Source organism: Streptomyces sp. NPDC001536 (assembly GCF_042894505.1).
Lineage (GTDB): Bacteria > Actinomycetota > Actinomycetes > Streptomycetales > Streptomycetaceae > Streptomyces.
Genome location: NZ_JBIAVQ010000013.1, coordinates 264,038 through 277,449 on the forward strand (window position 1 = coordinate 264,038; position 13,412 = coordinate 277,449).

Genomic DNA, 13,412 nt, shown 5'->3' on the forward strand with positions numbered 1-13,412 from the left:
ATCCCGTCCTTGGAGGCGCATCCATGTCACATCGTCCGCTCCCCGACCGCCGCACCGTCCTGCGCGGCTCCCTGGTCGCGTCGGCGGCCCTGGCCCTGCCCGCCACGGCCGGTTCGGCACCGGCGTTCGCCCTGTCCGGGCGCCCCGAGGCGGGGTGGGGTGTGCAGACGGGCGACGTGACCTCGAACTCGGGGCTGGTGTGGGTGCGGTCCGACCGGCCGGCGCGCATGATCGTCGAGACGTCTGCGACCGAGTCGTTCCGCAAGGCGCGCCGATGGCACGGCCCGCTCCTCGGCGCGGACACCGACTTCACCGGCACGACCCGGCTTCACGGCCTTCCGCCCGGCGAGCAGATCCACTACCGCGTGCTGCTGGCCGACCCCGACGACCCGCGCCGTACCGGCGAGCCGGTCGCCGGGACGTTCCGCACCGCCTCGGCCAGGAGGCGTGACGGTGTGCGGTTCGTGTGGTCGGGCGATCTGGCCGGTCAGGGCTGGGGCATCAACCCGGACCTCGGCGGATACCGGATCTACGACGCGATGGGCGCGCTGGACCCCGACTTCTTCATCTGCAGCGGCGACAACATCTACGCCGACGGTCCGCTCACCGCGTCCGTCACCCTGCCCGACGGCAGCACCTGGCGGAACGTCACCACCGAGGAGAAGGCCAAGGTCGCCGAGACCCTGGCCGAGTTCCGCGGCAACTTCCGCTACAACCTGCTCGACGACAACCTCCGGCGGTTCAACGCCCAGGTTCCCTCGATCATCCAGTGGGACGACCACGAGGTGACGAACAACTGGTTCCCGGGCGAGATCTTCGCCGACTCCCGCTACACCGAGAAGAACCTCGACGTGCTGGCCGCGCGTGCCCGGCAGGCGTTCTCCGAGTACTTCCCGATCTCGACCCTGCGCCGCCCCGACGGCCGGGTGTACCGGGTGGTCAACCACGGTCCGCTGCTCGATGTGTTCGTGCTGGACATGCGCACGTACCGCAACGCCAACTCGCCGGACGGCCAGACCACCGACCCGCAGGGCATCCTCGGCGCGGAGCAGCTGGCGTGGCTCAAGCGTGAGCTGGCGCGCTCCCGTGCGGTGTGGAAGGTGATCGCCTCGGACATGCCGCTCGGTCTGGTCGTGCCCGACGGCACGGACGGCAAGCCCAACATCGAGGCCGTCGCGCAGGGCGACCCGGGCGCGCCGCTCGGGCGTGAGCTCCAGATCGCGGAGCTGCTGCGGTTCATCAAGCACCGGCGGATCACCGGCACGGTGTGGCTGACCGCCGACGTCCACTACACCTCGGCCCAGCACTACCAGCCGTCCCGGGCCGCCTTCACCGACTTCGAGCCGTTCTGGGAGTTCGTGTCGGGGCCGCTCAACGCCGGCGCCTTCCCGGCCAACACGCTGGACGGCACCTTCGGCCCGGAGCGGGTGTTCATCAAGGCTCCGACGACCGCGAACGTCTCCCCCGCCGGTGGCTACCAGTTCTTCGGCGAGGTCGACATCGACGGCGGCAGCGGCGAGCTGACGGTCCGGCTGCGGGAGTCGGACGGCACCGTGCTGTTCACCCAGGTGCTCCAGCCGGGCCGCGTGGGACAGTAACTCCCGTACCCTCGTAGGCGGGCCGCGCCCCGGCGCCATCCCCCGGTGCGCGGCCCGCGTCGCCCCTGCGCCCGACGGCCTGCGAACTCCCCTTCATTCAGAGCGTCTTCGCAGGTCAGGGCGATTGTCAGTGGTCGCCTCTACGGTTTTTCCATGACGCGATCTCTGCAGGCCGTGGCCTATCGCCGATCCTCCGTACTGGAGTCCGCGGCGGACGGACAGCACCTGGGACTCGAGACCTCACGGGGTGCGACGCCCTCGGGCGCCGAGGACCATCCGCGGTTCTTCACGGGCTTCCTGACGTCCCCTCAGGTGGCCTCCGCCGGGCTGCTCGCGGTGGCCGACGTGGCGGCCGCACGCTACTTCCAGCCGCAGCTGCGCGCCTCGCTGGACCCGGTGGTGACGGGCAACGGCGACCGGCTGCGCTTCGAGTCCTTCTCCGGATGCGGCGGGGTCTACGCCCGCCTCGACGTGCTCGCGCCCGGCCTGGACGGCGGCGAGGTGGGGCACGGCACGACGAACGTCGACGTCAACAACCCGCTGCGCGAGGCGCTCTCGCGGATCGGCGCGGACGACCCGCTCCATCTTCGGGTCGGCCCCGAGGAGCTTGCGGTGACCACGCTCGACGGCCCGGTCGTGGAGAAGAAGGTGCCGCTCCCGGACCGCTGGCTGCGCGGCTTCGCGGAGGCCCAGGTGATCGCGGCGGGCTTCGATCTGCGGGCCGAGCTGCCCGCCGCCGAGGCCGTGCGATTCCTGCGGGCGCTGCCTCGCGGCGGGGCGCGCGGTGGCCCGCGCTGGGTGGTGCCGGCGGGCGGCACACTGCGGCCGACCACCCGGGCGGTGCCGGGTGCGGTGTGTCTGCCGGGGCCGGAGCGTCTGGTCGCGCTCCAGCGGGTGCTGCGGCATGCGACGGCCCTGCGGGTGTACGGCCCGGCGCTCGCCCAGGGCGCCGGCACTGCGGCCACAGCAGGCGCCTGGGAGGCCGTCCTGCCGGGCATGCGGCTGACGTTGACGCTGTCGCCCGACGCCTCGCGCGGGTTCTCCGGCGAGGGCGGTGTCCTCGACGCGCTCGCGACCGACGAGGCCGCACAGGACGCGGAGCTGGTCTCGGTGCTCCTGGCGTGGGAGCCCCGCGTCGATGTCGCCGACCTCGCCGCCGCGGCGGGCCTCACCACCGACCGGGTCCGGGCGGCCCTGGTCCGCCTGGGCACCTCGGGCCGCGTCGGGTACGACACGGCGGAGGCGGCCTACTTCCACCGCGAGCTGCCGTACGACGCCGAGCGCGTGGAGCGCCACAACCCTCGGCTGCGGTCGGCCCGGGCGCTGGTGGCGGCGGGCGCGGTCGCCCTGGACGGCACGGGCGGCACGGTGACGGCCGAGGACGGCCATGTGCACCGGGTGCGGGACGTAGCGGGCGTGCTCAGTTGCAGTTGTCTGTGGTGGGCGAGATACCGGGGCGGGCGCGGGCCGTGCAAGCACGCGCTGGCGGTGCGGATGGTGCGGCGGGGCGCCGCGGTGGAGCGGGAGACGGTTCAGGCCGACGGGGGTGTGCGATGAGTGTGCTGGTGGAAGCGGTGCGGGGCGGGCGGACGGCCGAGGTGGTGAGTCTGCTGGACGGCATGACGGACGGGGAACGGCGGGCGGTCTTTCCCGAGTTGAAGGAGCTGCGCAAGGAGCTCCGGGCGGATCGCTGGGGCGCGGCTACACGGCGCGCGCACCCCGCCCTGCACGTGGCGGGAGCGGCCTGCCAGACCGGCGCGGCGGCCGTGGCGAGCTGGCTCGGCGCCTCCGACATGCGCTGGTGGCAGGCGCAGCCGGCGGTGCTGATCGATGTGCTGGGCGACCGTGATCCCGCGTGGCTGGCGGACGTGGCGCATCGGCTGGCGCGGCGTCCGGTCGGTGCGGACGTGGCGTACGAGCTGATGTCCGGTCTGGTGCGTCTCTCGGGCTGCCCGGTGCCGACGACGGAGGCGTACGTCCGGGGTTGGCTGCTCCACGTCGGTTCCACCTGGTACCGCGAGGGAACCGTGCACGAGCGGCTGCGCCGGGAACCACATCTCACGGAACTGGTGGCCGCCGTCTTCGAGACGGACGACATCGGCTCCCTGCTGGGGTGGTTGTCCGGTGACGGGCCGAACAGCTGGACCGGGGCTCTGGCCCAGCTCACGGCCGAGGGGACTCTCGACCGGCGGACGATGGTCGACGCATGCGTCGCCCGGCTCCTGCGAGGTGGCCGGCCCGCCGATCACCGGGTGTTTCTGCGCCTCCTCAAGACGCTGGACCTCACCCGCGACGAAGAGCTCGAACGGACGGCGGACTGGCTGGCGCTGGCCGCGGACGCCGCCTCGACGGTGGCCTCGCACGCGCAATCGGTGCTGGGTGCCCTGGCCCTGGACGGCGCACTGCCCGTGCGCCGGCTCGCCGAGATGTCGGAGGCGGTGCTGTTCCGTACGGAGAAGAAGCTCGTACGGGCCCAGCTCGTCCTTCTGGGAAAGGTGCTCGCCCGGGACGCCGGCACGGCCGACGAACTGCTGCCGGCCGCCGCGCAGGCCTTCGGGCACGCGGACTCGGAGGTGCAGGAGCGGGCGCTGAAGCTGATCGAGCGGCACGTCGAGAGGGCCGGCGCCGGGGTGCGGGGCGAACTCGGCGTCGCGGCGGAGCAGTTGATCCCGGCGTTGCGCGCCCGGGCGGTCGGCGTGCTGGGGGTGGCACCGGTGGCGTCGCAGACCGTGGTCCACGAGGAGGTGCTGCCACCGGCGCCGGAGCCGGTGCGACTGGCGTCCGCGCCCGAGTCGGCCGCCGAACTGGCCGAGGAGGTGGGGGCGTTGCTGGCGTCCGGCGGGGATGTGGCGACGTTCGAGCGCACCCTGGACGGACTCGTGCGCCATGCCCACCAGGACCGGGAGTCCCTGATCGAGGCGCTCGGCCCGGTGGTGGCACGGCTGTGGTGGGTCGTCGGCGAATCCGAGCATGTGCGGCAGTACGCCTTCGGCGGCCGGCTGTCCCATCTCGAGGTCATGCTGGCGACGCTCCTGGGCAAGGTCCGCCCGGACGCTCTCCACAGCGCGGTCCAGAACGGGACGTCGGCGCGCGGCTGCGTCCACAGCCCGCTGACCCAGGCCTTCCACGCCCGGGTCGCGCAGGTGGCGTACCGGACCGTCACCGAGCCACTGCCCTTCCTGCTGTCGACGCCCACCTGGAGCACGGGGCTGCTGGAGCCCGACGAGTTGGTGGCCCGCCTCGACGGGTACCGGCGCCTCGGTGCGCGGGTGTCGGTGGCGGACTTCGACCAGGCGCTGCTCCGAGTGCGTCGCACGGACGGGCCGGCGTCCGCGGCGGCGGCCGAGAAGGCGGCGGCGCTCGGCACGAGGGAAGGCAAGCGCCTCGCCCGCTGGCTCGCCTCGGGGCCTTCGGCGCCGCCCACGTCCCGGCGGCGCACCGCTGGAGCGCGCCTCCTGGTCGAGCTGGGTGAACTCCCGGAGCTTCAGGAGGAGTTCAGCCGGGAGTTCCGGCACCTGGGCCGACCGGTGAGTGTGTACGAGGATCGCCGGCACTGCTACCACTGGGACGACACCCTTCGCCAGCACTGGCTCGCCCTCCTGCCCGAGCGCCGGGAAATCGTCGCGGCCCGCCTCCTGCGCGACGTCTCGGCCGTCGCCGTCGACGACACCCGAGGAGCCGCCGCGATACTCCCGCTGCTCGCGGAGTCCGGCGGCGAGGCCGGTGACGCGCTGCATCTGTGCCTGGCGTACGGGCTCGGGGCCCGGCACGAGGAGGATCGGCTCGCTGCCGTGGACGCCCTGCTGGTGCTCGCGGCGCGGGGGCAGCTCGATATGGCGCTGCTGGGCGCGGATCTGGGGCAGCTGGTGCGGCGCGGAGCCGTGAAGCCGTCGCGGCTCGCGGAGTCGGTGCGTGCGGCGGCGGCGACCGGGGCGAACGCCACCATCTGGGGGCTGCTGCGGGACACCCTGCCCGTGCTGCTCGCCGACCTCGCCACCGGCGGGCCGGACGGACAGGCCGCGAAGGTCCGGGGTCTCGGTGAGCTGCTCGCCGTGGCCGCGGAGTGTGCCGAGCGGTCCGGGGCGCGGGGCGAGCTGCCGCATCTGGCACGGACGGCGGACCGGCGTGGCTCGTCCCGACTGGTGACGCAGGCCCGGCGGTTGCACAGCGCGCTGGCGCTGGAGGTGGCCGCGTGACGCTCGCCCCTCCGCTCCGTCGGCCGTAACGCAAACGTGGGAATAACCACAAATGGTGCAGATCCAGTCTTTACCGCCCGGTCACAAAGCGTTCGTGATCACGCAACACCGTTCCTTCACAGTGGCTGTCATGAAACGAGAAATGTCTGATGTGACGCGTGCTAGGCATGGTCGTCCGGTGCACCACTGGCGGCGGGACGTCATCGAACTCGCCGCGCTCTTCACGGCGGTCGCGGTGGCGGACGCCGTCGCGAACCTGGTCGGGCACGGACCCGACGGTCCGATGCTGCTGCTGATCTCGGCGGTCGCGCTGGTCGCCACCGCCGGGTTCCACACATGGTGGGCACGACACCACGGTCACGCACCGCCGGTCGGCGATACCGATACCGACGCCCGGTCGCTCCCCTCGGAGCAGGCCGGGCCGTCCGGGCAGTCGCCGGCCGAGGCCGGGGCGAGCACGCTGTGGCGGATGCGGACGACGGTGAAGGACGAGCCGGGCTCGCTCGCCGCGCTGTGCACGGCGCTCGCGGGACACCGGGTGGACATCCTCAGCCTCCAGACGCATCCGCTGGCCGAGGGCACGGTGGACGAGTTCCTGCTGCGGGCGCCCGGTGCGCTCGAGGCGTCCGGGATCACCCGGGCGGTCTCGCTGGCCGGCGGTACCGGTACGTGGATCGAGCGGGCCGACGCCCATGACCTGGTCGACGCGCCGACCCGGGTGCTCGGCCTCGCGACCCGTACCGCGCTGGACGCGGCGGAACTGCCGCTGGCGCTGCGGCAGTTGCTGGGCCGGTGCACGATCCGGCAGTCACCCGCGGGTCCGGGGCCCGAGGCCGTGCCCGTCGATGGCTCGCTCGAGGACACCGTGATGAGGCTGCGGGCACCGGAAGGTGGAGTGATCAGCGTGGAGCGGCCCTATCTGCCGTTCACCCCGACCGAGTTCGCGCGGGCACGGGCCCTGGTGGAGCTGGACTCGGTGCTCGGGCCCCGGGTGCCGCGCAGCCAGGACGTGCTGACGCTGCCCGAGGGCAACGACATCACCGTGCGCCGGGCCGACGTCGGTGACCTGGACGCGGCGAAGGCGATGCACGACCGGTGCTCGCAGCGGACGTTGGCGCTGCGCTACCACGGGCCGGTGAGCGACGCGGACCGGTACCTGAACCACCTGCTCAGCCCGCGGTTCGGGCGAACCCTCGCCGTGCAGACGACGTCGGGTCGGTTGGTCGGCCTGGGGCATCTGCTGTGGGACGGGGACGAGACGGAGGTCGCGCTGCTCATCGAGGACGAGTGGCAGCGGCGGGGTATCGGTGCGGAGTTGCTGCGCAGGCTGGTGGGGATGGCGCTTGAGGCCGGGTGCGCGAGTGTGTATGCGGTGACGCAGGCGTCCAACACGGGGATGGTCGCGGCGATGCGGGGACTGGGGCTCCCCCTCGACTATCAGATCGAGGAGGGGACCCTGGTGATCACTGCGCGGCTGGACGGGGTCACTGCTGTAGGAGACAGCATGGTCAGCGCTATGAACGCAGAAGCGCCGTAGCGACCGCAGGACCGTCGGCGGGTGCGGGCAGACTGTGGCTGGTCGCGCAGTTCCCCGCGCCCCTGAGCGGCGTGCTGCCCAGGGCGTTGTCCAGATCCGTCCAGAGGTCCTCCACGTCCTCCAGGCCTACTGAGATGCGCAGCAAGCCGTCACTCACCCCGGCGTTCCGTCGGTCGCCCTCGTCCACGATGCGGTGGCTGATGGACGCCGGGTGCTGGATGAGGGTGTCCACGCTGCCGAGGCTCACCGCCGGGGTGATCAGGCGGACGGCCGCGATCACCTCGTGCGGGTCGCCGTGGACCTCGAAGGCGATCATGGCGCCGCCGATGCGCGGGTAGTGGACGCGGGCGATCCGGGGGTCGGCGGCGAGGCGGCGGGCCAGTTCGGCGGCGTTGGCGGAGGCGGCGCGGACGCGGACCGGCAGGGTGGACAGGCCGCGGAGCAGGAGGTAGCCGGCGAGGGGGTGGAGGATGCCGCCGGTGGCGAAACGGACCTGGCGCAGCCGTCCGGCGAATTCCTCGTCGCAGGCCACCACCCCCGCCATCACGTCACCGTGGCCGCCGAGGTACTTGGTGGCGCTGTGCAGCACCAGCCGCGCGCCCTGCTCGACGGGGCGCTGGAGTACCGGCGTGGCGAAGGTGTTGTCCGCGAGCAGCGGGACCGAGCCGCAGGCATGGGCCACCGCCCGCAGGTCCACCTCGGCGAGCGTCGGATTGGCCGGTGACTCGACCATGACCAGCCCGGTGTCGGGGCGCAGCGCGTCGGCGATACCCGCCGGGTCGGTCCAGGTCACCTCGGAGCCGAGGAGTCCGGCGGTGAGCAGGTGGTCGCTGCAGCCGTACAGGGGGCGGACGGCGACGACATGGCGCAGGCCCAGGGAGGCCCGTACGAGAAGGACCGCGCTCAGCGCGGCCATGCCGCTGGCGAAGGCCACCGCGGACTCGGTGCCCTCCAGCCGGGCCAGGGCGGTCTCGAAGCGGGCGACCGTCGGGTTGCCCAGACGGCCGTAGACGGGCGGACCGTCCGGGTCGGCGCCGGTGGTGGCGAAGGCGTCGATGCGGGCGGCCTCGGCTCGGCTGTCGTACGAGGGGTAGGTGGTCGACAGGTCGATGGGCGGGGCGTGCAGTCCCTGCCGGGCGAGGTCGTCGCGGCCGGCGTGAACGGCTTCGGTGGCCAGGGCTCTGATGGGCGCGGGCGTCGTCTCCATGCGGGAAAGAGTGAACACCGGCCGGGTTGAGGGATTCGAACACCGTGCTACGTTCGGCCGATGGCCGAATCTGTCGTACTGGATCCGGTGGACCTTCATCTTCTGCGGCTGCTGCAGAACGACGCCCGGACCACCTATCGCGACCTCGCCGCCCAGGTGGGGGTCGCGGCGTCGACCTGCCTGGACCGGGTGACCCGGCTGCGGCGCGCCGGCGTGATCCTCGGCCATCAGCTGCGGCTGGATCCCACGAAGCTGGGGCGCGGCCTGGAAGCACTGCTGTCCGTGCAGGTCAGGCCGCATCGGCGGGAGTTGGTGGGGCCGTTCGTGGAGCGCATCCGGGCGCTGCCGGAGTCGCGGACCGTCTTCCATCTCACCGGCCCCGACGACTACCTCGTCCATGTCGCCGTCGCGGACATGACGGATCTCCAGCGCCTGGTCCTGGACGAGTTCACGGCCCATCGGGAAGTGGCCCGGGTGGAGACCCGGTTGATCTTCCAGCAGTGGGACTGCGGGCCGCTGCTGCCGCCTACGCCCTCGGCTCAATCCGCGTGACGTGCGCGGCCCCTCGTATGAGGATGGACCGCATGTCAGAGACCAAGAGCCCGCTGCCCCGTGAGGTCGCCGACGCCTACGTCGACGACCTCATCGCCCTCGATCCGATCACCGGTACGTATCTCGGCGTGAAGGAGAGTTCGAGCAGGCTGCCCGACACCTCGCCGGCGGGCCAGGAGGCGCTCGCGGAGCTTCAGCGGGCCACGCTCGCCAGGCTCGACGAGGCCGAGCGGCGGCCCGGTGCGGACAGTGACATCGAGCGCCGCTGCGCCCGGCTGCTGCGCGAGCGGCTCACGGCCGAGCTCGCCGTGCACCAGGCGGACGAGGGGCTGCGCTCGGTCGGCAACATGGCGACGGCGGCGCACTCGGTGCGCGAGGTGTTCACCGTGACGCCGCAGGACACGGACGAGGACTGGGCCGCGATCGCCGAGCGGCTGCGGGCCGTGCCGGCCGCGTACGCCGGGTACCGCGAGTCCCTCGCGCTCGGTCTGGAACGCAAGCTGTACGCGTCCCCGCGCCCCACGGCCACCTTCGTCGAGCAGCTCACCGAGTGGGCGGACACGGGTGAGGGCCGCGGCTGGTTCGAGGACTTCGCGGCGGACGGTCCCGAGGCGCTGCGCGCCGAACTGGACGAGGCCGCCCGCGCCGCGACCGCCTCGGTCGCTGAGCTGCGGGACTGGATGCGGGACGTGTACGCGCCGGCGATCGAGGGCGCGCCGAACACGGTGGGCCGTGAGCGCTACGCCCACTGGTCGCGCTACTTCAACGGCACGGACCTCGACCTGGACGAGGCGTACGCGTACGGCTGGTCCGAGTACCACCGCCTCCTCGCCGAGATGAAGAAGGAGGCCGAGAAGATCCTCCCCGGCGCCGAGACTCCGTGGGTGGCGCTCGCGCACCTCGACGAGCACGGCAAGCACATCGAGGGCGTCGACGAGGTCCGGGACTGGCTCCAGGGTCTGATGAGCCAGGCGATCGAGTCGCTGGACGGCACGCACTTCGAACTCGCCGAGCGGGTACGGAAGGTGGAGTCCTGCATCGCTCCGCCCGGCGGCGCGGCGGCCCCGTACTACACGCCCCCGTCGGAGGACTTCTCCCGCCCGGGCCGCACCTGGCTGCCGACGATGGGCCAGACCCGCTTCCCGGCGTACGACCTGGTGTCGACCTGGTACCACGAGGGCGTCCCGGGCCATCACCTCCAGCTCGCGCAGTGGGTGCACGTCGCCGACAGCCTCTCCCGCTACCAGGCCACCGTCGGCATCGTCAGTGCCAACGCCGAGGGCTGGGCGCTGTACGCGGAGCGGCTGATGGACGAGCTCGGGTTCCTCACGGACGCGGAGCAGCGGCTCGGTTACCTCGACGCGCAGATGATGCGGGCCGCGCGGGTCATCGTGGACATCGGTATGCACCTGGAGCTGGAGATCCCGGCCGACTCGCCGTTCCACCCGGGCGAACGGTGGACCCCGGATCTGGCGCAGGAGTTCTTCGGCGCGCACAGCAGCCGTCCGGCGGACTTCGTGGAGAGCGAGCTGACCCGGTATCTGACGATCCCGGGGCAGGCGATCGGCTACAAGCTGGGGGAGCGGGCCTGGCTGCTGGGCCGGGAGAACGCGCGGAGCCGCCACGGCGCCGCCTTCGACCTCAAGGCGTGGCACATGGCGGCGCTCTCGCAGGGTTCCCTCGGTCTCGACGACCTGGTGGACGAGCTCTCCGTGCTCTGAACCGGCCGGCTCAGCGGCGGAATCCGCCCTCGGAGTCGATCACCTGCCCGGTGACCCAGCCCGCCTCGTCCGTCGCCAGCCAGGCGATGAGGCGGGCGGGGTCGTCCGGCATGCCCCAGCGGCCGGCGGGGAAGCGGGCCGCGACGGCCTCGTACACCTCGCCGGTCAGGTAATCGGTGTCCACGGGGCCGGGGTTGACGGCGTTCACGGTGATCGCCTGGTCGGCGAGCGTCGTCGACAGCGAGCGGGTGATGGAGGCGAGGGCGCCCTTCTGAAGGGCGTAGGCGATCTCGCCCGGCATGCCGCCGGCGATGTCCTGGCCGGAGGTCATCATCACGATCCGGCCGCCCGGGGTGTCCGAGCGGTGCCGGGCGTAGGCCTGGACGAGCAGCAGTACCGAGCGGGTGTCGACCGCCCAGTGCGCGTCGAGCATGGCCGCGTCGATCTCGTCGAGGGCGCCGTCGCTGCCGCTGAGGGCGTGGTTGGCGACCAGGATGTCGAGGCGGCCGCCGAGCGCGGAGGCGGCGGTGTCGATCAGTTCGGCGGGTGCGGCCGGGTCGGACAGGTCACCGGGGCCCGCTTCGACCCGGGCCCGCGGGTCGCCGAGGGCCGCGCGTACGGAGGCGAGCACGTCCTCGGGGCGGTCGGCGCCCCACGGCTGGGCGGCGTCGTGCGGCACATGGTGGTGCAGATAGACGCTCGCCCCGTACGCGGCCAGCCGGCGGGCCACCGCGTGCCCGATGCCGCCGCGTCTGCTGGCGCCGGTGACCAGGGCGGTGCGCCCGCGCAGGGGCAGGGGGTCGCGGCGGAGGTCTTCGGGGGCGGGGTGCGGGAGTCGGGGCATGGACGACCATGATGGTCAGGTCGTCCGGGTGGCGCATGTGATTATCCGTGCGCCAGCGGTCTCAGTTGTACGAGTCCCAGCCAGGTCTCCGGACCGGGCCGCACCTGCGCCGCGCGCACCGCGTAGCGGCCGGGGTCCAGTGCGATCCACACGTGATCGGTGCGCAGGGAGTCGTTCCCGGGCCACGCGGCGTCGAACAGCAGCACCGGTCCCGGCACGTTCCAGGCCACCTCGGGCCCCCACACCGCGGTGTCGAGCGCGGCCGGCACCTCGGCCAGCAGCTGCTCCTCGGACTCCCCCGCGGACCACCGTACGAAGATGCCGTGGTCCGGCAGATACGTGGTGGAGGCGGGCTCGTCGCCGAGCACGAGCGCCGCGCTGTCCCCGACGGGCAGCAGCCCGACGTATCCGTCCACCTCGCAGGCCCGGTCGTAGTCCGAGGCCAGCTCGTCGCCGTCGGCACCCGCCCAGAACGGAAGCACCGTCTCCGGCACCGCTATCAGCGGCCCGCCGCCCGACTCGACCCACTCCGCCGCGCCCGGCTCCGCGTATCGCACCATGGCGCGGAATCTACCGCGTGCATGACAGCGCGCGTCGGCGGATACCAAAAAGCGGAACACCGGATTCAGCCACCGTGCCGCTCCTCGGAACACCGGATTCAGCTACGGAGCCGCTCCTCGGAACGCCGGGCTCAGCACCCGCAGTTCTCCGCACCCACCGGTGCCGTCAGCGGGTCGGCGGCGCGGCGCTCCGTGCCCTCCCAGGTCTCGAACGCGAAGCCCTCGCGCGCCCAGTACTCGAAGCCGCCGAGCATCTCCTTGACCTGGTAACCGAGTTCGGCGAGGGCGAGGGCCGAGCGGGTGGCGCCGTTGCAGCCGGGGCCCCAGCAGTACGTCACGACCGGCACGCTCTTGTCGAGGAGCTGCTCGGCCTGCTCGGGGATGAGTGCGGTCGGCAGGTGGACGGCGCCGGGGATGTGGCCCTGGTCCCAGGCCTCGGTGGAGCGGGAGTCGAGGACGACGAAGCCGGGGTCGCCGTCGGCGGCGAGGGCGGCGGCGACGTCCGACACGTCGGCGTGGAAGACGAGGCTCGCCCGGAAGTAGGCGGCGGCCTCGGCCGGAGCCGCGGGGGCGACACGCAGGACGGGGTTGACGACGGTGGTGCTGGTGCTCATGCTCTGGCCTTTCCCTGGCGGTTCTCGTGGCGTGGCTCCACGACCAGAAATCTACGGCCGATGATCATGATTCAGAAGTGCCGATCCCCGGCCTTCGGCTTGATCGGCCGGTGAATCCCCTGCTATCTCTCGGGCATGACCGCGTTTTCCCCGGACGCCACCGACTGGCGCATCCTCGAAGTCCTCCAGCGGGAGGGCCGGGCCAGCTTCGCCGAGCTCGCCCGTGCCGTCTCCATGTCCCCGAGCGCGGTGACCGAGCGGGTGCGCCGGCTGGAGGAGGCGGGGGTGATCCAGGGGTACTCCGCGGTGGTCGACCCGGACCGGCTGGGGCTGCCGATCCTGGCGTTCGTGCGGCTGCGGTACCCGAACGGCAACTACAAGCCGTTCCACGACCTCGTCGAGGTGACGCCGGAGATCCTGGAGGCGCACCACGTCACGGGCGACGACTGCTTCGTCATCAAGGTCGCCGCCCGCTCGATGCGGCACCTGGAGGAGGTGTCGGGCAAGATCGGCTCGCTGGGCTCGGTGACCACGAGCGTCGTCTACTCCTCGCCGCTCCCCCGCCGCCCGCTGGGCCGCTGAC

11 protein-coding genes are annotated in these 13,412 nt (G+C 72.7%); 7 read left to right on the forward strand and 4 right to left on the reverse strand.

What is annotated here, in order from left to right; translation table 11 throughout:
* Positions 1 to 23 precede the first annotated feature (23 nt).
* The 4 genes from ACFY0U_RS32295 to ACFY0U_RS32310 all read left to right on the forward strand — a co-directional run bounded on the left by ACFY0U_RS32295 (position 24) and on the right by ACFY0U_RS32310 (position 7,331).
* Positions 24 to 1,598 carry an alkaline phosphatase D family protein gene (locus tag ACFY0U_RS32295; protein ID WP_388641824.1) on the forward strand — a complete coding sequence of 525 codons (1,575 nt, stop codon included), beginning with the start codon at positions 24 to 26 and terminating at the stop codon, positions 1,596 to 1,598.
* A 153-nt stretch (positions 1,599 to 1,751) separates the two neighbouring features.
* Complete coding sequence (locus tag ACFY0U_RS32300) at positions 1,752 to 3,155, forward strand: SWIM zinc finger family protein (protein ID WP_388641825.1); 1,404 nt, start codon at positions 1,752 to 1,754, stop codon at positions 3,153 to 3,155.
* Positions 3,152 to 5,794 carry a DUF6493 family protein gene (locus ACFY0U_RS32305; protein ID WP_388641827.1) on the forward strand — a complete coding sequence of 881 codons (2,643 nt, stop codon included), beginning with the start codon at positions 3,152 to 3,154 and terminating at the stop codon, positions 5,792 to 5,794. The genes ACFY0U_RS32300 and ACFY0U_RS32305 overlap by 4 nt, the downstream gene beginning before the upstream one ends.
* A gap of 130 nt (positions 5,795 to 5,924) precedes the next feature.
* A complete protein-coding gene (locus tag ACFY0U_RS32310) occupies positions 5,925 to 7,331 on the forward strand; it encodes a GNAT family N-acetyltransferase (RefSeq protein WP_388641917.1) in 1,407 nt (468 codons plus the stop codon).
* Here ACFY0U_RS32310 and ACFY0U_RS32315 read toward each other — a convergent pair.
* Positions 7,309 to 8,538, reverse strand: coding sequence for a trans-sulfuration enzyme family protein (locus ACFY0U_RS32315; protein ID WP_388641829.1), 1,230 nt, complete (start codon positions 8,536 to 8,538; stop codon positions 7,309 to 7,311). The two genes, ACFY0U_RS32310 and ACFY0U_RS32315, sit on opposite strands and share 23 nt — an antisense overlap.
* A 60-nt stretch (positions 8,539 to 8,598) precedes the next feature.
* On the opposite strand from ACFY0U_RS32315, the gene ACFY0U_RS32320 reads away from it, so the two are divergent.
* On the forward strand, positions 8,599 to 9,090 hold the full coding sequence (locus ACFY0U_RS32320) for an Lrp/AsnC family transcriptional regulator (protein ID WP_307033663.1): 492 nt from the start codon (positions 8,599 to 8,601) through the stop codon (positions 9,088 to 9,090).
* 32 nt (positions 9,091 to 9,122) lie between these two features.
* On the forward strand, positions 9,123 to 10,811 hold the full coding sequence (locus tag ACFY0U_RS32325) for a DUF885 domain-containing protein (protein ID WP_388641830.1): 1,689 nt from the start codon (positions 9,123 to 9,125) through the stop codon (positions 10,809 to 10,811).
* Positions 10,812 to 10,821: 10 nt separating this feature from the next.
* Here ACFY0U_RS32325 and ACFY0U_RS32330 read toward each other — a convergent pair whose 3' ends face one another.
* From ACFY0U_RS32330 to ACFY0U_RS32340, 3 genes are all read right to left on the reverse strand, one after another.
* A complete protein-coding gene (locus tag ACFY0U_RS32330) occupies positions 10,822 to 11,655 on the reverse strand; it encodes an SDR family oxidoreductase (protein WP_388641831.1) in 834 nt (277 codons plus the stop codon).
* A gap of 41 nt (positions 11,656 to 11,696) precedes the next feature.
* Positions 11,697 to 12,215 carry an immunity 21 family protein gene (locus ACFY0U_RS32335; RefSeq protein WP_388641833.1) on the reverse strand — a complete coding sequence of 173 codons (519 nt, stop codon included), beginning with the start codon at positions 12,213 to 12,215 and terminating at the stop codon, positions 11,697 to 11,699.
* A gap of 131 nt (positions 12,216 to 12,346) precedes the next feature.
* Complete coding sequence (locus ACFY0U_RS32340) at positions 12,347 to 12,829, reverse strand: rhodanese-like domain-containing protein (protein WP_388641835.1); 483 nt, start codon at positions 12,827 to 12,829, stop codon at positions 12,347 to 12,349.
* A gap of 135 nt (positions 12,830 to 12,964) precedes the next feature.
* Here ACFY0U_RS32340 and ACFY0U_RS32345 point away from each other — a divergent pair, with 135 nt between their 5' ends.
* Positions 12,965 to 13,411, forward strand: coding sequence for an Lrp/AsnC family transcriptional regulator (locus tag ACFY0U_RS32345; RefSeq protein WP_266895434.1), 447 nt, complete (start codon positions 12,965 to 12,967; stop codon positions 13,409 to 13,411).
* Position 13,412: the final 1 nt, after the last annotated feature.